Annotated in this window: 18 protein-coding genes; 16 read left to right on the top strand and 2 right to left on the bottom strand. The window is 66.8% G+C overall.

The window, feature by feature from the left end; translation table 11 throughout:
• Window positions 1-5 precede the first annotated feature (5 nt).
• Window positions 6-941: an aldo/keto reductase gene (locus tag ACYSM9_RS14190; RefSeq protein ID WP_461857597.1), complete on the bottom strand. Its 936-nt coding sequence runs from the start codon at window positions 939-941 to the stop codon at window positions 6-8.
• A 51-nt stretch (window positions 942-992) separates the two neighbouring features.
• Between ACYSM9_RS14190 and ACYSM9_RS14185 the strand changes: the two genes are divergently transcribed.
• Both ACYSM9_RS14185 and mshC read left to right on the top strand, forming a co-directional pair.
• Window positions 993-1826 (top strand): undecaprenyl-diphosphate phosphatase, encoded by an 834-nt coding sequence (locus ACYSM9_RS14185; RefSeq protein ID WP_461857596.1) that lies wholly within the window; start codon window positions 993-995, stop codon window positions 1824-1826.
• Between the two features lie 15 nt (window positions 1827-1841).
• Window positions 1842-3119, top strand: coding sequence for a cysteine--1-D-myo-inosityl 2-amino-2-deoxy-alpha-D-glucopyranoside ligase (gene mshC, locus ACYSM9_RS14180; protein WP_461857595.1), 1278 nt, complete (start codon window positions 1842-1844; stop codon window positions 3117-3119).
• Between the two features lie 70 nt (window positions 3120-3189).
• Here mshC and ACYSM9_RS14175 read toward each other — a convergent pair whose 3' ends face one another.
• Window positions 3190-4095 carry a PAC2 family protein gene (locus ACYSM9_RS14175; protein WP_461857594.1) on the bottom strand — a complete coding sequence of 302 codons (906 nt, stop codon included), beginning with the start codon at window positions 4093-4095 and terminating at the stop codon, window positions 3190-3192.
• A 151-nt stretch (window positions 4096-4246) separates the two neighbouring features.
• Between ACYSM9_RS14175 and ACYSM9_RS14170 the strand changes: the two genes are divergently transcribed.
• The 14 genes from ACYSM9_RS14170 (at window position 4247) to tatA (ending at window position 18377) form a co-directional block, all read left to right on the top strand.
• On the top strand, window positions 4247-4957 hold the full coding sequence (locus tag ACYSM9_RS14170; RefSeq protein WP_461857593.1) for an HAD family hydrolase: 711 nt from the start codon (window positions 4247-4249) through the stop codon (window positions 4955-4957).
• A complete protein-coding gene (locus tag ACYSM9_RS14165) occupies window positions 4944-6116 on the top strand; it encodes a site-2 protease family protein (RefSeq protein ID WP_461857616.1) in 1173 nt (390 codons plus the stop codon). The genes ACYSM9_RS14170 and ACYSM9_RS14165 overlap by 14 nt, the downstream gene beginning before the upstream one ends.
• Before the next feature lie 95 nt (window positions 6117-6211).
• On the top strand, window positions 6212-7276 hold the full coding sequence (locus ACYSM9_RS14160; protein ID WP_461857592.1) for a tRNA (adenine-N1)-methyltransferase: 1065 nt from the start codon (window positions 6212-6214) through the stop codon (window positions 7274-7276).
• Between the two features lie 82 nt (window positions 7277-7358).
• Window positions 7359-9110, top strand: coding sequence for a proteasome ATPase (gene arc / locus ACYSM9_RS14155; protein ID WP_461857591.1), 1752 nt, complete (start codon window positions 7359-7361; stop codon window positions 9108-9110).
• Window positions 9107-10780: a depupylase/deamidase Dop gene (gene dop / locus ACYSM9_RS14150; protein ID WP_461857590.1), complete on the top strand. Its 1674-nt coding sequence runs from the start codon at window positions 9107-9109 to the stop codon at window positions 10778-10780. Before arc ends, dop begins: the two co-directional genes overlap by 4 nt.
• A gap of 86 nt (window positions 10781-10866) precedes the next feature.
• Window positions 10867-11070 (top strand): ubiquitin-like protein Pup, encoded by a 204-nt coding sequence (locus tag ACYSM9_RS14145; protein WP_221385045.1) that lies wholly within the window; start codon window positions 10867-10869, stop codon window positions 11068-11070.
• 79 nt (window positions 11071-11149) lie between these two features.
• Window positions 11150-11971: a proteasome subunit beta gene (gene prcB / locus ACYSM9_RS14140; RefSeq protein WP_461857589.1), complete on the top strand. Its 822-nt coding sequence runs from the start codon at window positions 11150-11152 to the stop codon at window positions 11969-11971.
• A 1-nt stretch (window position 11972) separates the two neighbouring features.
• Entirely contained in the window at window positions 11973-12683 is a 711-nt protein-coding gene (prcA, locus tag ACYSM9_RS14135; RefSeq protein ID WP_461857588.1) for a proteasome subunit alpha, read from the top strand.
• Between the two features lie 8 nt (window positions 12684-12691).
• Window positions 12692-14056, top strand: coding sequence for a Pup--protein ligase (gene pafA / locus ACYSM9_RS14130; protein ID WP_461857587.1), 1365 nt, complete (start codon window positions 12692-12694; stop codon window positions 14054-14056).
• A gap of 130 nt (window positions 14057-14186) precedes the next feature.
• A complete protein-coding gene (locus tag ACYSM9_RS14125) occupies window positions 14187-15152 on the top strand; it encodes an FKBP-type peptidyl-prolyl cis-trans isomerase (RefSeq protein ID WP_461857586.1) in 966 nt (321 codons plus the stop codon).
• A gap of 65 nt (window positions 15153-15217) precedes the next feature.
• Window positions 15218-15613: an FKBP-type peptidyl-prolyl cis-trans isomerase gene (locus ACYSM9_RS14120; RefSeq protein ID WP_461857585.1), complete on the top strand. Its 396-nt coding sequence runs from the start codon at window positions 15218-15220 to the stop codon at window positions 15611-15613.
• A 100-nt stretch (window positions 15614-15713) separates the two neighbouring features.
• A complete protein-coding gene (locus ACYSM9_RS14115; protein WP_461857584.1) occupies window positions 15714-17714 on the top strand; it encodes a helix-turn-helix transcriptional regulator in 2001 nt (666 codons plus the stop codon).
• 10 nt (window positions 17715-17724) lie between these two features.
• Window positions 17725-18072 carry a hypothetical protein gene (locus ACYSM9_RS14110; protein ID WP_461857583.1) on the top strand — a complete coding sequence of 116 codons (348 nt, stop codon included), beginning with the start codon at window positions 17725-17727 and terminating at the stop codon, window positions 18070-18072.
• A 32-nt stretch (window positions 18073-18104) separates the two neighbouring features.
• Entirely contained in the window at window positions 18105-18377 is a 273-nt protein-coding gene (gene tatA, locus ACYSM9_RS14105) for a Sec-independent protein translocase subunit TatA (RefSeq protein WP_045731378.1), read from the top strand.
• The last annotated feature ends 21 nt before the right edge of the window (window positions 18378-18398 follow it).

Below are 18398 nucleotides of genomic sequence, written 5' to 3'. Positions count from 1 at the left end.
CAGGCCTAGCAGGCCGCGGAAACATCCTCCAGCGCCCGCGCGATCTGCGGCGGCAGCGGCGTCAGCTGCGCATCGAGGAGTTCCTTGAGCTGCACGGGCGTGCGGGGACCCACCACCGCGGTAGCCACGCTGTGCTGCGACAGCAGCCAGGACAGGGCAACATCCTGGGGTGTGCGGCCGAGCCCGTTCGCCGCCATGCACACGGCATCGACGATGCGTGAAGACTTCTCCCCGAGATAGTTCTCCACGTAGGCCGCCCCGGTTGCCGAAGCGCCGCGCGACCCGGCAGGAATGCCGCCACGGTATTTCCCCGTCAGGACGCCGCGGCCCAGCGGAGCCCATGCCATGAGGCCAAGCCCGGCGTCCTCAAGGGCCGGAACCAGTTCGGCCTCCGGCCGCCGCTCCAGGAAAGAGTATTCAGCCTGCGCCGCCACCAGGGGCACACTGCTCACGGCTGCCGCCTTGGCAGCCTGCCAGCCCCTGAAATTCGAGATCCCGGCGTAGCGGGCGCGGCCGGTCCGCACCGCGAACTCCAGCGCCGACAATGTCTCCTCCAGCGGCACATTGCCGTCCCACGCCTCGGCGAACCAGATATCCACGTAATCCGTCCCCAGCCGTGCCAGGCTCGCATCCAGGCCGGTGAGCATCGCAGTACGCGACGTGTCCACTGCCCGCCGGCCATCCGGCGTCGTCATACCCGCCTTGGTGGAAATGGAAACCTCGGTCCGAGACACCACATCGCCCAAAAGTGAGCCGACGACAGCCTCCGAGCCTCCGCCCGAATATGACGACGACGTGTCCAGGTGGCGGCCCCCGGCGTCCAGGAAGGTGCGCAGCAGCTCCGCAGCGTCCTGTTCGTCGGTTTCCCCGCCCCAGGACCGTGTGCCCAGGGAGAGGGCGGAGACTCGCAATCCACTGTTGCCGACGTAGCGCTGCTGCATAGCAGCAAGCTTACGGGCAGAACCCCCGCCGCCATGCCGTAGGGTCTTAGCGTGAACTGGTTTGAAGCGGCCCTGCTGGGCCTAGTGCAGGGACTGACCGAATTTCTACCTATTTCATCGAGCGCACACCTGCGGATCGTGGGGGAATTCCTCCCCAACGCGGAGGATCCCGGAGCCGCATTCACGGCCATCACCCAGCTCGGCACCGAAACAGCGGTGCTGATCTTTTTCTGGCGCGACATCGTCCGGATCGTGAAGGCCTGGGCCGGGTCCCTCACCGGGAAAGTGCCGCGGCAGGATCCCAACGCCCGGATGGGGTGGCTTGTCATCCTCGGCAGCCTGCCCATCATTGTCCTGGGGCTGCTCTTCCAGGACCAGATCGAATCAGTCCTGCGCAGCATGTGGCTCGTGGCCACCATGCTGATCGTCTTCGGCCTGATCCTCGCCGTGGCCGACGCCGTGGGCTCCCAGGAGCGCGACCTCAGCCGGCTCACCTACAAGCACGGCATCCTGTACGGCCTGGCGCAGTCCATGGCGCTGATTCCAGGAGTCTCCCGTTCCGGTGGAACCATCACCGCAGGCCTGCTGATGGGCTACACGCGCGAGGCGGCGGCGCGGTACTCGTTCCTGCTCGCCATTCCCGCCGTCTTCGGCAGCGGGCTCTACCAGCTCTACAAGGTGGTGACCAAAGAGGGGATCAGTGGCCCGTTCGGGCTCCCGGAAACAGCGCTGGCCACCGTGATCGCACTGGTGGTGGGCTACGTCATCATCGGCTGGTTCCTGAAGTTCGTGTCGACCAGGAGCTACCGGCTCTTCGTCTGGTACCGGATCTTCCTTGGCCTCGCCCTGTACCTCCTGCTCGGTTTCGGCGTCATCAGCGCCTAGGACTAGGCTTGGTCTGTGAAATCCTGGACGACCCGCCCCGTACCTGACCTGCCCGGAAACATGCCCGCCCTCCGGCTCTTTGACACCGCCGCAGGCAGCGAAGTGGCGCTGGAAACGGAAGCACGGCCGTCCATGTACGTCTGCGGGATCACCCCCTACGACGCCACCCACATGGGTCACGCGGCCAGCTACGTGGCCTTCGACCTGCTCAACCGCGTGTGGCGGGACGCCGGCGGTGAAGTGTCCTACGTGCAGAACGTCACCGACGTGGACGATCCCCTCCTGGAACGCGCCACGGCCACCGGCGTCGACTGGCGCGACCTCGCGGCGGAACAGGTGGAGCTCTTCCAGACGGACATGGAAGCGTTAAACGTCCTGGCCCCTGACCACTATGTGGGCGCCGTCGAGTCGATCGGGCTGATCGTTCCTGAGGTGGAGCGGCTGGTCAGCATGGGCCTGGCGTACACGGTACCGGGCACCAATGGCGAGCCCGACGGAGATGTGTACTACGACGTCGAGGCGGCCGGCAAACAGTCAACGGCCCCCGGCGCCTGGACCCTGGGTTCCATTTCCCGCCTCGCCGAAGCCCAGATGCTGGAACTGTTCGCCGAGCGCGGCGGTGACCCCGGGCGCGCCGGCAAGCGGCAGGCACTGGACCCGCTGCTGTGGCGGGTGGCCCGCGAGGGCGAACCCAGCTGGCCCGGCGGCAGTTTGGGTGCGGGCCGGCCCGGCTGGCATATCGAATGTACCGTCATCGCCCAGAAGTACCTGCCCTCGCCCTTCACGGTGCAGGGCGGCGGCTCCGACCTCATCTTCCCGCACCATGAGATGGGGGCCGGCCACGCCTTCTCGCTTGCCGGGGTGCCCCTGGCCAAGCACTACGCCCACGCCGGAATGGTGGGGCTGGACGGCGAGAAGATGAGCAAATCCAAGGGGAACCTGGTCCTCGTGTCCAGGCTGCGTGCGGCCGGGGAGGACCCGGCAGCCATCCGCCTGGCCATCCTCGCCCACCACTACCGTTCGGACTGGTCCTGGACGGATGAAGGCTTCACCGCGGCAAAAGCCGACCTCGCGGCGTGGCGCCAGGCCCTGGCCCACGCCCCCGCCGAATCCGCGGCCGCCCTGCTCGCGGACATGCGGCAAGCCCTGGCCGCGGACCTCAACGCGCCCGCAGCGGTGGCTGCCGTCTCTCGCTGGGCGCATGCGGCAAATTCCGACGGCGGCCCCGCCAGTCCCGCGGACCAGGCACTGGTGCGGGACGCCGTGGACGCCCTGCTGGGCATCCGGCTCTAGTCTTACCGCTCCGAGGGTTAACGACGGGGGCCTGGCCGGGATGACGATCCCGGCCAGGCCCCCGTCACTTTCAGGGCCGGTCCTGCCCCCGCCTCTTCAGGTACCGCTCAAATTCCCGGGCAATCGACTCGCCACTGGCCTCCGGCAGGTCGGCGGTGTCCTTTGCTTCCTCCAGCTGCCGGACGTAGGCGGCGATTTCCGGGTCCTCGGTGGCCAGTTCGTCCACGCCCCGTTCCCAGGCGTCCGCTTCCTCCGCCAGTTCGTGCGTGTCCAGGGGCACCTGCAGCAACTCTTCGATCCGGTGCAGGAGCGCCAGCTGCGCCTTGGGGGAGGGGGCCTGCGCCACATAGTGCGGCACAGCTGCCCACAGCGACACCGTGGGGATCCCTGCCAGCAGTGCCACCTCGGACAGCACACCCACGATGCCCACGGGGCCTTCGTACTGGGAAGCTTCCAGGTTCATCCGCTCCCGCAGCGGGGCGTCGTCCGAGGACGTGCTCACTGGGATGGGCCGGCTGTGCGGAACGTCCGCCAGGAGGGCGCCGACCAGCACCACGTAGTCAACGTTCAGTGCCTCCGCGTGGACCAGGAGTTCGGCGGTGTAGGCACGCCATTTATAGGACGGTTCGGTGCCCTGGACGAAGATGACATCCACGTTGGAGTTCGGGGCACTCGCCTTGTAGATCCGGGTGGACGGCCATTTGATCTTGCGCTCACCGGCGGCGTTCCGGCGGACCGTGGGGCGCGTGAACTGGAAGTCGTAGTATTCATCGGCGTCTATGGACGCAACCTTCTTGCCGCCCCAGAGCTTGTTCAGGTATCGCAGCGAATCGCTGGCCGCTTCTCCGGCGTCGTTCCATCCTTCAAAAGCGGCAAGCATGACAGTTACGCGCTGCCCCTCAGCCACTGGCTGCAGGAACCGTTCCCGCCCGGGTCCGGCACCTTGATCGGCGGTGTCTCCCTCGAAGCTATTCATTTCTTCACCCTACGTCCAAGGAGCTCACTCGTGCAGGGAATGAAGCGCCGCAAATCCCCGCGGGATGAAGGAAAAGCCACATTGGCTGCGCCCGCTTCGCCGAGGGCGTAGCCCACAGCCCGCGCCCAGACACGCCCCGTAGACTAGTGGCATGCGACTGCCAGCCCCCGAAAGCCCGCTTAAAGCCGTCCTCTGGGACATGGACGGAACGATTGTGGACACCGAGCCCTACTGGATCGCGGCAGAGCACGCCCTCGTGGAAGCCCATGGCGGGACCTGGTCCCATGAGCAGGCCATGCAGCTGGTGGGCCAGTCGCTGACTTTTTCGGCAGGGCTGCTCCAGCAGGCCGGCGTCGAACTTGAAATCCGCGAGATCATCGACACGCTCACCGCCGAGGTGATCAGCAGCGTCAGGCAGCGTGTACCGTGGCGGCCGGGCGCCCGCGAGCTCCTGGAAGAGCTCCACCTGGCCGGGGTGCGCTGCGCCCTGGTGACGATGTCCGAAGGACCCCTGGCGCGGCAGGTTGTGGACAGCCTTCCGCGGCCCTACTTCGAGGTCCTGGTCACCGGCGACACGGTCGCCCAGGGCAAGCCCCACCCGGAGGCCTACCTGACCGCGGTGGAGATGCTGCAGGAAAGTGACCCGGGCCTGGAAATCCACCATTGCGTCGCGCTGGAGGACTCCGTCCCCGGGGTTACGGCGGCTGTCGCCTCGGGCGTGGCCACCGTGGCAATTCCGCACATCGTGCCCCTGCCCGAAGACGGCAGCTACGCCCTCTGGGAAACCCTGGCCGGCCGGTCCCTCGCCGAACTTGCTGCCTTGCTGGAACCTGCCGCGGCTGCGGGGCATCCCCGTGGCTGAACCGGCCGGCGCCGTACGCCGCGAAGGCATCCCGCTCGGACGCATTGCCGGCGTTCCCGTGGTGCTCGCCTACTCCTGGTTCGTTATTGCCGCCTTCACGGTCATCGTTTACGGCCCGGTCCTGGCACAGAACAACCCCAGGCTCGGGGCCAGTGCCTACCTCGTTGCGTTCGCCTATGCGGTGCTGCTCCTGATCTCCGTCCTGGTCCACGAACTGGCGCATGCCCTGACCGCCAGGATCTACGGCTGGCCCACCCAAAAGATAGTCCTCAACCTCTGGGGCGGGCACACCCAGTTCGAAAGCTTCACGGCGTCCCCCGGCCGGTCCGTCCTGGTGGCACTGGCAGGGCCGGCCGCCAATTTCGTCCTTGCCGGCGGCGCCTGGCTGGTGCTGGCCGCGGTCAACCTCGGAAGCGTTGCCGAGATCCTGACCAACATCTTCATGTGGGCCAACTTCCTTATCGGCGTCTTCAATGTACTGCCCGGCCTGCCGCTGGACGGCGGACGCCTGGTCGAGTCCATCGTGTGGAAGGCCACCGGCAGCCAGGCGAAAGGCACGGTCGCCGCAGGGTGGGGCGGCCGGATCATTGTCCTCGCCATCATGTTCTGGTTCATTCTTCGGCCGCTGGTGTCCGGGGACGAGCCCGACTTGAGCCTCCTCATGATCACCGTCCTGGTCGGCAGCTTCCTGTGGATGGGGGCCTCGGCGGCCATCCAGCAGGGGACGCTGCGTGGGCGGCTGCCGCTGGTGAGTGCCGCGGCATTGTCGACGCCGGCGGCCGGGCTCCCTGCCAGCGGCACCGTCCAGGACGCACTGGCTTTGGGGGCGGGGGCAGGAAGATCCGTGGTGGTGTGCGGCCCCGACGGCAGGCCGCAGGCCGTCGTGGACAACGGCGCCCTGGCCTCCGTCCCGGCGGAGGTTGCAGCCACGACCCCCGTGACGGCTGTTTCCTTCCCGCTCGCCCCCGGCGCGTATGTGCCCGAATGGTCCAAGGGGCAGGAACTGATCCAGTTCCTGTCGGAGCTGCAAGGGCGGCATTACGCGGTGGTGGACCACAACGGCGTCGTCACCGGGCTGCTGACCCAGGAAGCCGTCCTGGCGGCAATGACCGGGAAGCGTCCGCCAGGCGATAGGTACCCGCAGGGCCAGAGCCGGTAGAGTTACCTGCCGGTCATGCATTGCCGCGCGGAGCCAGCGTCCGTGAAGGGCCGGCTGGCCGCGGCACCACAGGTTTACAGGAGCGAGGAAGAATCATGAGCAGCGAAACCGCCGTCAACGACGCCCAGGGAGCAGCACCGGCGCGTGCTGCCACCGGCGGCTCGCAGCCGGTGGGTGCTGCCCGTCGCCGCGGCCCGTTCCGGGAAGGGGAACGCGTCCAGCTGACCGATGAGCGGGGGCGGATGAACACCATCACCCTCGAACGCGGCGGAGCCTTCCACACCCACCGGGGCTTCCTGAACCACGACGAAATCATCGGCAAGGTCGACGGCTCCGTGGTGGTCAACAACGTGGGCCAGCAGTACCAGACCCTGCGCCCGCTGCTCTCCGACTTCGTCCTCTCCATGCCGCGCGGCGCCGCCGTCGTCTATCCCAAGGACGCCGGCCAGATCGTGACCATGGCCGACATCTTCCCGGGGGCGCGCGTGGTGGAAGCCGGCGTTGGCTCCGGGGCCCTGTCCATCTCCCTGCTCCGGGCGGTGGGCGACAACGGCTATCTGCACTCTTTCGAACGCCGCGAGGAGTTCGCGGACATCGCCCGCGGAAACGTCGAAACCATCTTTGGCGGCCCGCACCCCGCATGGCAGGTGTCCCTTGGCGACTTCCAGGAGGAAGTGGTCAAGGCTGAGGCGCCCGGCTCCGTGGACCGGGTGGTCCTGGACATGCTGGCACCCTGGGAATGCCTCGACGCCGTCGCCACTGTCCTTGCGCCCGGCGGTGTGTGGATCAACTACGTGGCCACGGTGACCCAGCTTTCCCGCACCGCAGAAGCCATCCGGGCCGATGGCCGCTTCACCGAACCGGACGCCTGGGAATCCCTGGTCCGCGGCTGGCACCTCGAAGGCCTCGCCGTCCGCCCCGACCACCGGATGGTCGCCCACACAGGATTCCTGCTGGTCACCCGGCGGCTCGCCGACGGCGTCACCGGCATCTCGGTCAAGCGCCGCCCCTCCAAGACGGAATTCAACGAGGACGACGTCAACGCCTGGACCCCCGGAGCCGTGGGGGAGCGGGCAGTGTCGGACAAGAAGCTCCGCCGCGCCGCCCGCGACGCGATTGCGGGCACGAACGTCGTGGACACCCCCGAGGTCACGAACTAGTCCAGATTTCGAGAGTCTCCATCCCTACCCGCCCTCTTGGGACTAATGTCTTAAGAGAAGCGCAGGAAGGGGCTGATACATCATGGAGACGCCAAACCAGGACTCCGGACGTACACCGGCAGAGCAGTCTGCCGCCAACGACCTCTCGGTTGCTGACCGCCAGGTCAACATACTTCGGGACAAGCTCAGGCACATCGACCGGCAGCTCGCAGCGGCAACGCAGAACAACTCGAAGCTGGTCAGCATGCTCGAGACTGCGAAGGCTGAGATCCTCCGCCTGAAGAACGCCCTCGACCAGGAAGGGCAGCCGCCCTACAGCTTCGGCACCATCCTCCAGATCAACCCCAGGCGCCAGCCCTCACCGGGCAGCAGCGGGCAGGCTGCCACGGAGGAATCGGTGGACATCTTCAACGCCGGCCGGAAGATGCGTGTGGGCGTCAGCCCGCTGGTGAACATCAACCAGCTCGCCGTGGGGCAGGAAGTCCTCCTCAACGAGGCACTGCTGATCGTGGCCGGGCTCGGTTACGAACGCGCGGGCGAACTGGCCACCCTCAAGGAAATGCTGGGGCGCGACCGCGCCCTGGTGGTGGGCCGGGCGGACGAAGAGCGCGTCGTCAGGCTGTCCGGTGCCCTCCTTGCGGAGAAGCTCCGGGTGGGCGACGCCCTGTCCGTCGACTCGCGGACCGGCTACGCACTCGAGAAAGTGCCCCGCTCGGAAGTCGAGAACCTCGTCCTGGAGGAAGTCCCGGACATCACCTACGAGGACATTGGCGGCCTCGGCCCGCAGATCGAGCAGATCCGCGACGCCGTCGAGCTGCCGTTCCTGCACCCGGACCTGTACCGGGAGCACGGGCTGAAGGCTCCCAAAGGCATCCTGCTGTACGGCCCGCCCGGCTGCGGCAAGACGCTGATCGCCAAGGCCGTGGCCAATTCGCTGGCCGCCCGGGCCGCCGAACGCTCCGGAAACGTGGACCTCAAGAGCTACTTCCTGAACATCAAGGGCCCGGAGCTCCTGGACAAGTATGTGGGTGAAACGGAACGGCACATCCGGCTGATCTTCTCCCGCGCACGGGAGAAGGCCTCGGACGGCAGCCCCGTGGTGGTGTTCTTCGACGAGATGGATTCCCTGTTCCGCACCCGCGGCACAGGGATCTCGTCCGACGTCGAAACCACCATCGTGCCCCAGCTCCTGAGCGAGATCGACGGCGTGGAACGGCTGGACAACGTCATCGTCATCGGCGCCTCCAACCGTGAGGACATGATCGACCCCGCAATCCTGCGGCCCGGCCGGCTGGACGTGAAGGTCAAGATCCAGCGGCCCGACGCCGAAGCCGCAGCGGACATCTTCAACAAGTACATCACCCCGGACTTGCCCTTCCACGAATCCGACCTGGCCGAACACAACGGGGACGTCCAGGCCACCGTCGACGCCATGGTGCAGCGCACCGTGGAGGCCATGTACTCCACGGACAAGTCCAACGAATTCCTGGAGGTCACCTACGCCAACGGCGACACCGAGATGCTGTACTTCAAGGACTTCAACTCCGGTGCCGTGGTCCAGAACGTGGTGGACCGGGCCAAGAAGTACGCCATCAAGGACCTGCTGACCACACAGCAGAAGGGGCTCCGCATCGAGCACCTGCTGCGTGCCGTGGTGGATGAGTTCCGCGAGCACGAGGATATGCCCAACACCACCAACCCGGACGACTGGGCACGGATCTCCGGCAAGAAGGGCGAGCGCATCACCTACATCCGCACCATCGTCCAGGGCAAGGCCGGGCAGGAACCCGGCAAGTCGATCGAGACCATGCCCACCACGGGACAGTATCTATGACCGCAGCACACGGACCCGCCGCCGGGGAAGGACTCCCCGTCGGCGGGGCGATGCGGGTCATGGGCGCCGAAACCGAATACGGCATCCACGCCCCGTCCGCGCCTTCGGCCAACGCCACCATGATGAGCGCCCGGGTGGTCCAGGCGTACGCCCAGGTCACCAGGCAGCGTGCCGCCGGGGGAGCGGAAACGCGGTGGGACTATACGGACGAGGAACCCCTGCATGATGCCCGCGGCTGGACCGTGGACCGGGGCAGCGCCCACCCCAGCCAGCTCACCGACCAGCCGCCGGTGCTCGACGCCGAGGCGGTGGCCCTGGCGTACGGGCGCGAGGAACTTGAACTGGACGGGCAGGACGAATCCGGCACCCTGCTGATGAACATGGTCCTGGGCAACGGAGCGCGGCTCTACGTCGACCACGCCCATCCCGAATACTCCAGCCCCGAGGTGACCAACCCGCGGGACGCCGTGGCCTGGGACGCGGCCGGGGACCTCGTAGCCTTGGCCGCGGTGCGGAGGCTGTCGGCGGACCCGGCCCTGCCGCCGGTGAACCTGTACAAGAACAACACGGACAACAAATCCGTGTCCTACGGATCCCACGAGAACTACCTCATGCCCCGTTCGGTGCCGTTCGGGGAAATCGTACGGGGGCTGACGCCCTTCTTCGTCAGCCGCCAGGTCATTTGCGGGGCCGGCCGCGTGGGGATCGGGCAGGACAGCTCCATTCCAGGCTTCCAGATCAGCCAGCGGGCCGACTTCTTCGAAGCCGAAGTAGGGCTGGAGACCACCATCCGCAGGCCGATCATCAACACCCGGGACGAGCCCCACGCCACTGCCGACAAATACCGGCGGCTGCACGTCATCATCGGAGACGCGAACCTCAGCCAGGTCTCCAACTACCTCAAGTTCGGGACCACGGCCCTTGTCCTTAGCCTCATCGAGGCGGGGCTCGCACCCAGGATAGAACTGCACGAACCCGTCACGGCGCTCAAGACCGTGAGCCACGATACGTCCCTCACGGCCAGGCTCCGGCTGGTGGACGGAAGGCGTGTCACAGCCCTTGACCTTCAGTGGATGTACCACGAGGCAGCCGCCAAGCTGGCCCAGGACACCGGGGTGGGGGACGCGGTGGACGGCGACGGGCACACCCACGAGGTCCTGGAACGGTGGGCCACCGTCCTGACCCAGCTCGACGGCGACAGGAGTGCTGCGGCCCCCTCCGTGGAATGGCTCGCCAAGCTGTCCCTGCTGGAAGGCTACCGGCAGCGTGACGGCCTGGACTGGAGCGACGCCCGGCTGGGCCTGGTGGACCTGCAATGGGCCGACATCAGGCCGGAAAAGGGCCTGTACTACCGGCTCCTGGCCAGGGAACGTATGCAGCGGGTGGTGGAGGACTCCGCCATCGCCGCTGCAGTGTCGGAGCCGCCCGCCGATACCCGTGCGTACTTCCGGGGCAAATGCATCAGCAGCTTCGGCAAGGACGTGGTGGGTGCCAGCTGGGATTCCGTGATCTTCGACGTCCCCGGGTACGGCCGGCTCCAGCGGGTGCCTACCCGGGAGCCGCTGAGGGGAACGAAAGCCCTGACCGGAGCGTTGTTCGAGCGCTACCGGGAAGCGGGCCCGTTCCTTGGTGAGCTGCTGGGACACAACACCGCTCCGCCTGCGGCGTAAACCGCGCCGGAGGGCCCGTCCCGTGGCAGGATGGGCATATATCAGGGGATCCGCCGGATCCGCTGGAAGTAACAGGAGGGATACCAATGGCAGGCCAGGAGCAGCAGCAGCCGCAGTCACGCGACAGCCAGGTCGACGACGACATTCCCGAGGCACCCCCGGCACCACCCGAGGCGCAGGCCTCTGCCTCAACCGAAGGCGTGGACGACCTGCTCGACGAAATCGACGGCGTCCTGGAATCCAACGCCGAAGAGTTCGTCCGGGCGTTCGTTCAAAAGGGCGGCCAGTAACCCGGACCGTACGGTGGCGGAAGCCGCGGACGGCCGGAACTGTACCGACGTTGAAGTACTACGTTCAAGGAGTGCATGAGTGCAGGAATCAACCGCCAACCAGGTAGCCGCCAACGCCACCTCGTCCTTTACCGAACACCTGCAACGGGACCGGCCGGAGCTTCTGCCCTTTAACCGGTCCCTCCAGGGCGGCGCAACAGCTGCCGCCCCGGTGCAGGTTCCACACGCCACCACCATCGTCGCCATGGCTTACGACGGCGGTGTCCTGATGGCGGGCGACCGGCGGGCCACCATGGGAAACGTCATCGCCAGCAGGCACATCGAGAAGGTCTTTCCAGCGGACCGCTTCTCGGTGCTGGGCATCGCCGGAACAGCCGGCATAGCCATCGACCTGACGCGGCTGTTCCAGGTTGAACTTGAGCACTACGAAAAAATCGAAGGAACCCAGCTCAGCCTCGAGGGCAAGGCCAACCGGCTTGGTGCCATGATCCGGGGCAACCTTCCGATGGCCCTGCAGGGCCTGGCAGTGGTACCGCTGTTCGCAGGCTTCGACACCAGCGCCGGTGTCGGCCGGCTCTTTTCCTACGACGTCACCGGCGGCCGGTACGAGGAGCACGAACACCACACCGTGGGATCCGGATCCGTCTTCGCCCGGGGAGCGCTGAAGAAACTCTGGCGTCCCAACCTCACTGCCGCCGAAGCACTGTCCGTCGCGGTGGAAGCCCTCTACGACGCCGCAGACGACGACTCAGCCACCGGCGGCCCCGACACCGTGCGGCAGCTGTGGCCGGTCGTCTTCACCGTCGACAACACCGGCGCGCGCCGGGTGCCCGAGGCTGAGCTGGCGGCTGCTTCCCGGAATGTCATCGAAGCCCGCACCATCGCCGGACGGGAGGCCTGAGATGACCCAGCAGTTCTATGTCTCACCCGAACAGTTAATGAAGGACCGCGCGGATTTCGCGCGGAAGGGCATCGCCCGCGGCCGGTCCGTCGTGGTGATCAGCTGTGCCGACGGCATCGCACTCGTGGCCGAAAACCCCTCGCCCTCCCTGCACAAAATCGGCGAGATCTACGACAAAATCGCGTTCGCCGCTGTCGGAAAGTACAACGAATTCGAAAGCCTGCGCCAGGCCGGCGTGCGTTACGCGGACGTCCGCGGGTACTCCTACGACCGTGAGGATGTGACGGCCCGCGGCCTTGCCAGCGTCTACGCGCAAAGCCTCGGTGCGGTCTTCACGGCGGAGCAGAAGCCCTTTGAGGTGGAACTGGCAGTTGCCGAGGTGGGTCCCTCCCAGGCGGAGGACCACCTGTACCGGCTGACTTTCGACGGGTCCATTGCCGACGAACACAGCTTCGTCGTGATGGGCGGGCAGGCGGACAAGGTGTCATCGGCCATCGATGCCGGATGGCAGGCCACACTGGGCTTCGCCGACGCCGTGCGCCTGGCACTGAAAGGCCTGACGCCTGCCCAGGAGGGCGACCAACCGGCCACGCCGTTGCCCGCCAGCGCGCTTGAAGTGGCAGTTCTGGACAGGCTTTCGGAAGAATCGCGCGGCTCGCGGCGCGCCTTCCGCAGGCTCAACGCGGCGGATATCACGGCACTGCTGGCCTAGGAGGACCAATGGACAAGAGAATCTTCGGCATCGAAACCGAATTCGGGATCTCGTACTCGAGCCCCGATTCAAGGCCTCTTGCCCCGGAAGAAGTGGCCAGGTACCTCTTCCGCAAGGTTGTCAGCTGGGGACGGTCGTCCAATGTCTTCCTCACCAACGGCTCCCGGCTGTACCTGGATGTCGGGTCCCACCCTGAATACGCCACCGCCGAATGTGACGACCTCGCCCAGCTGATCGCCCACGACCGGGCAGGCGAGCTCATCCTTGACGACCTGGTGGATGAGGCCCAGGCGCGGCTCGCCGCGGAGGGCTTCAACGGCACCGTGTACCTGTTCAAGAACAACACTGACTCCGCCGGCAACTCGTACGGAAGCCACGAAAACTACCTGATTCCCCGCCGGGGCGAGTTTTCCAGGCTCGCCGAAATCCTTATTCCCTTCCTGGTGACCCGCCAGCTCATCGCCGGGGCGGGGAAGATCCTGAAAACCCCGCACGGCGCGACCTATGCCTTCTCCCAGCGGGCCGACCACATCTGGGAGGGCGTTTCCTCCGCCACCACGCGGTCCCGCCCGATCATCAACACCAGGGACGAGCCGCACGCCGACGCAGAGTTCTACCGGCGCCTGCACGTCATCGTGGGCGACTCCAACATGTCCGAGGCGACGGCCCTGATGAAGATCGGCACCGTGGATCTGGTCTTGCGCATGATCGAAGCCGGTGTCATCATGCGGGACATGCGGATGGAGAACCCGATCCGGAGCATCCGTGAAATCTCGCATGACCTCAGCGGCCGGGCGCTGGTGCGCCTGGCGAATGGACGCCAGCTGACCGCCCTTGAAATCCAGCAGGAATACCTCACGAAGGTCACCGCCTTCGTCAAGGAGCACGGCGCCCACAACCCGCACGTCCCGCTGATCCTCGATCTCTGGGAACGGACGCTGCATGCAATCGAGAGCGGTGACACCAGGGCAATCGACACGGAGATCGACTGGGCCATCAAGAAGAAGCTCATGGACAAATACCGGGAACGCCACGGGCTGGCCCTGGATGCGCCCCGCATCGCCCAGCTGGACCTGACCTACCATGACATTTCCCGCAGCCGTGGCCTCTTCTACCTGCTGCAGTCCCGCGGTGCGGTGCGCCGGATCGTGGACGACACCGTCATCAAGGGTGCCGTCGATGCGCCCCCGCAGACCACCCGCGCGAAGCTCCGCGGCGACTTCGTCCGCCGTGCCCAGGAACTGGGCCGTGACTACACCGTGGACTGGGTGCATCTGAAGCTCAATGACCGGGCCCACCAGACCATCCTCTGCAAGGACCCGTTCCGCAGCGTCGATGAGCGCGTCGATGCGCTGCTTGACTCCATGGGGTGACGGCGCTCCGGGCTGACGTCCAGTTTCAGGGTCTATTCTGGATAGGGCCCTTTTTAAAGGGACCACCTACGATGCTGTCCGCTGCCAGGCGGGACGTCGTATCCACCCTGCCCCAACGAAAGTTTCTTACGTGCGCCGACTACTAGCAATCCTTCTTCCCGGCCTGCTGCTGCTCACCGCCTGCGGAGGTCAAAGCTCCCAGCCGGAGCCCACCAGCCAGTCAGCCGGGGAGACTGCAAAGTTCGACTCCCTCAAACTGACCGACAATGGGGACAAAAAGGCCCCGGGGGTGGAATTCGACAAGCCGTTGACCGTCACCCAGCCCACCATCAAGGTGGTTTCCGAAGGCGGCGGCGACACGGTCAAAGCCAACCAGGTCGCCAAAATCTCCATCCTCGCCCTGAACGGTTCCGACGGCTCCCAGCTCGAAGACACCTACCCCAACGAGCCCGAATCGCTTGAGCTGAACGATGAGCTCAAGACCAGCAGCGCCGTCATCTACAACGCGTTTGTCGGTGCGAAGGTCGGGTCCAGCCTGGCACTGGCTGTCCCCGGACAGCAGAGTGCCCCCGCCAGCGCCAGCCCCTCCGACGCCGCCACCCCGAGCCCCAGCGCGGCAGCCGAACCGTCCCAGCTGCTGATCATCAAGGTGCTCTCGGCCGCGGACGCCACGCCTGTCCTGGACAAGCCGCAGGGCGAGACGGTGACCCCGCCGGCCGGACTGCCCACCGTGACGGAAAAGGACGGTGTCCCGGAGATCAACGTTGCGGGCGCCGCCGCCCCCACCGCACTGGTTTCGCAAGACCTGATCAAGGGCACCGGCGCCACCGTGAAGGAGTCCGACACACTGACCGTCAACTACGTCGGCGTCAACCTCGACGGCGGCACCAAGTTCGACTCCAGCTTCGACAGGGGCCAGCCCGCCACGTTCCCGCTCACGGGCGTCATCAAGGGCTGGACGCAGGGCCTGGCCGGCAAGACCGTCGGATCCCGCGTCCTGCTGGTCATCCCCAAGGACCTGGCCTACGGCGACGCCGGCCAGGGACAGGCCAAGGGCGACCTGGTGTTCGTAGTGGACATCCTCGGGGTCAAGTAGCAAGACTTACAACCGATGCCGCGTCCCCTCGCGGCACCCATCAGCACCGACATCAAGGAGTAAGCATGTCTTTTGGACAGCGGGATTTCGACCGCCAGAAGCCCGAGATCGACTTCCCCGAAGGCGACGTCCCCACCGAACTGGTCATCACGGACCTTATCGAGGGCACCGGCCCTGAGGCCAAGGCAGGGGACACCGTCTCCACCCACTACGTCGGCGTCGCCTGGTCCACGGGCGAAGAGTTTGACGCCTCGTGGGGCCGCGGCGCGCCGCTGGACTTCCGTGTCGGCGTCGGCCAGGTCATCCAGGGCTGGGACCAGGGACTGCTGGGCATGAAAGTGGGCGGCCGCCGCCGCCTGGAAATCCCCTCCGAGCTGGCCTACGGCTCCCGTGGCGCCGGCGGGGCGATTGCCCCCAACGAGGCCCTGATCTTCGTGGTGGACCTCGTCGGCATCCGCTGACCCCTTCCAGCCGCAGCGGCACAGGCGCGGCAGTGCCGGGACTTTCCCGGTGCTGCCGCGCTTTCTGCGTTCACCCGGGGAGTTTAGTAACGTAGCGAAGGTGTCCGTACCCCGCACCGAACGACTCCTCAACCTGCTCATTGCGCTGCTGAACACCCGCTACGGGCTGCGCCGCAGCGAACTGCGCGACAAGGTCTACCACGACGCCTCCGGCAACGACGTCGCCTTCGGGCGCATGTTCGAACGGGACAAGAACGATCTGCGGGACATGGGCTTCGAGGTGGAGACGCTGACCGACCACGGCTGGAGCGAGGACGACCCCGCCACCACGCGCTACCGGATCGGCAAGGAATCCAACCGCCTTCCGGACGTCCAGCTCGGCCCGGAGGAATGGACCGTCCTGCTGCTGGCCTCCCAGCTTTGGGAACGCGCCGCGCTGGGAACCGCGGCCCGGAGCGCGGTCCGGAAACTCCAGGCCTCCGGCAGGCTTGCCGACGTTGAACTTCCGGCAGGTGTCCAACCACGGATCAAGCCGGCCGGACAGGCCTTCGATGACATCGTCGCCGCCATGCACGCCAGGCATCCCGTCACTTTCACGTACCTTGCCGGCAGCACCGGGAAGGAGGAACTGCGGACCGTTGAGCCCTGGGGGCTCGGCAGCCGCTTCGGGCAGTGGTACCTGATGGGGTTCGACCGGGAACGGAACGCGGTCCGCCACTTCCGGCTTTCGCGCATGACCAGCGCAGTCACCACCCTTGCCAGGGAACACTACTCACCGCCGGCGGACTTCAACATCCGCGCGGAACTGGACCGTTTGCCCGAGCTGCCGCTCCGCACCGCCGTCGTGGACGTCAGGGAAGGGCGCCTGCTGGCCCTGCGCAGCCGGGCACTGGGAGGCCGGGCGCTGCCTGCCCCCACGGGCGCAGGGCCCAGCAAACCCGCCGACGGCTACGACCGGCTCAGCCTGGAATACCGGGACCCGGAGACCCTGGCCGAGGAACTCGCCTCCTACGGGCCCGACGCCGTGGCCATTACCCCGGCGGAACTCGCCGGCGCGGTGCGCCGGCGGCTGCGGGCGGCGGCGGATTTCAGCGCGTCCCCCGTGCCCGCGTACTCATTTGCCGGGCCCCGGCCCCGTACGGCCACGAAAGGAACGTCGGAGGACCAGCTCAGGCGCATGCTTCAGCTCGTGCCCTTCCTGGTCCACAACCAGGGCCTCCACATCCAGGACGTGGCACGCCACTTCGGCGTGAGCCGGGAGCAGCTGGAAGCGGACCTCCGCATCCTCATCTGCTCCGGCCTGCCGGAGGGCTATCCCGATGACCTCCTGGACATCCAGTGGGAGGACGACCATGTCTTCATCACCCAGGACCTTGACCTGAAGAAGCCCGTCCGCTTTACCGTCGAGGAAGCCTGCGCCCTCCTGACCGGGCTGGAGACGCTCAACGGGCTCCCGGACCTCCCCGGCGGCGGGGCGCTGGAGTCCGTCACCCTGAAGCTGCTGGCGGCCGCCGGCGAGGAGGGACTGCGCGCAGCCTCCCTTGCCGGTCCCCAGGTGGCACCGGCCGACGCCGCTACCCATGGCACGGTGCGCCGCGCCATTGAATCACGCGCCCAGCTGCACCTGACCTACCTCTCGCCCCAGCGGGACGCCGTCACCGAGCGCGATGTGGACCCCCTGCGGCTCTACTCCCTGGACAACACCTGGTACCTCGAAGCCTGGTGCCACCGGGTGGACGGCCTTCGGAACTTCCGCCTGGACCGGGTCCAGGACGTGCACCCCAACGGCATGGCCAGCACGTCGGAGTACCCGGCGGCCGGCGGGGTGCCGGCCAAGCTCTTTACCGCCAACGACGACGACACCACCGTCACGGTGCAGCTCACCCGGCAGGGGAGGGGGCTTGCGGAGGAATATTACGCCGAGCGCACCGCCGAACTTCCCGACGGCGGATTGGTCGCCGACATCCGCTTCGGCAACACCACCTGGCTGCCGATGTTCGTGGCCCAGCACGGCGGAACCGCGCGGATCCTGGCGCCCGCCGAACTGGCCACGGCGGCGCAGGACTGGCTCGCGGCGTCGTTGGCGCGCTACGGCGGATAGACTTTCCAGCATGCCTTGGTGGTCCTGGATCCTGATATGGGTGGCGCTTGTTGCGCTGTCGCTGCTGTTCTACCTGCTGCTGGGCATCCGGCTGTTCCGCCAGTTCATGGCGACCGTGAGGGACCTGGGCGAGGCCGGCAGCAGGCTGGGCCGGCTCGGTCCCACGGACCTGCCGGCGGAGCCCGCCGCGGGCACCCTTGCCGTGCCCGGCTCCGCTGTTTTTGCCTCGCCAGCGCTCATGCGACATGATTACGAGGCATCCACATCAAAGCGGCGCGCAGAACGCCGCCGCCGGCGGGTCCAGCGCAAGAAGGACCGGGGCCAGCCCCTGACGCTCGGAGATCTCGACTTCACATAGAAGTAGGATGTATTTAGAGGAAAGGATTTCCCGTGGGAAGACTCTTTGATGGCCCCTGGCCCATCGTCATTATCATCGTTGTCGCTTTGCTTCTCTTCGCCGCTCCCAAGCTTCCGGCCATGGCCCGCAGCCTCGGCCAGTCCATGCGGATCATCAAGTCCGAGGTCAAGGAAATGAAGAACGACGGCAAGACCGAATCCACCGATGCCTCCGGCCCGGTGGAAGGCACCATCGTGAACCACCCCAAGGCGAAGCCGGGTGAGCCGACAGACGGCACCGACGTTCCGCCGTCGAACCGCGCCTGACCTCCAGTGGCACTGTCGCGG

This window comes from Arthrobacter sp. C152, from assembly GCF_054890965.1.
Note: the sequence above shows the minus strand (reverse complement) of the source record. Positions and strands in the feature narration are given on the sequence as shown.

Bases quoted from the DNA above. Each gene is read 5' to 3' on its own strand.
- ACYSM9_RS14190 (WP_461857597.1), bottom strand. From the start codon at position 941: ATGCAGCAGCGCTACGTCGGCAACAGTGGATTGCGAGTCTCCGCCCTC.
- ACYSM9_RS14175 (WP_461857594.1), bottom strand. From the start codon at position 4,095: ATGAATAGCTTCGAGGGAGACACCGCCGATCAAGGTGCCGGACCCGGG.
- ACYSM9_RS14170 (WP_461857593.1), top strand. From the start codon at position 4,247: ATGCGACTGCCAGCCCCCGAAAGCCCGCTTAAAGCCGTCCTCTGGGAC.
- ACYSM9_RS14160 (WP_461857592.1), top strand. From the start codon at position 6,212: ATGAGCAGCGAAACCGCCGTCAACGACGCCCAGGGAGCAGCACCGGCG.
- arc (WP_461857591.1), top strand. From the start codon at position 7,359: ATGGAGACGCCAAACCAGGACTCCGGACGTACACCGGCAGAGCAGTCT.
- dop (WP_461857590.1), top strand. From the start codon at position 9,107: ATGACCGCAGCACACGGACCCGCCGCCGGGGAAGGACTCCCCGTCGGC.
- ACYSM9_RS14145 (WP_221385045.1), top strand. From the start codon at position 10,867: ATGGCAGGCCAGGAGCAGCAGCAGCCGCAGTCACGCGACAGCCAGGTC.
- prcA (WP_461857588.1), top strand. From the start codon at position 11,973: ATGACCCAGCAGTTCTATGTCTCACCCGAACAGTTAATGAAGGACCGC.
- pafA (WP_461857587.1), top strand. From the start codon at position 12,692: ATGGACAAGAGAATCTTCGGCATCGAAACCGAATTCGGGATCTCGTAC.
- ACYSM9_RS14120 (WP_461857585.1), top strand. From the start codon at position 15,218: ATGTCTTTTGGACAGCGGGATTTCGACCGCCAGAAGCCCGAGATCGAC.
- ACYSM9_RS14110 (WP_461857583.1), top strand. From the start codon at position 17,725: ATGCCTTGGTGGTCCTGGATCCTGATATGGGTGGCGCTTGTTGCGCTG.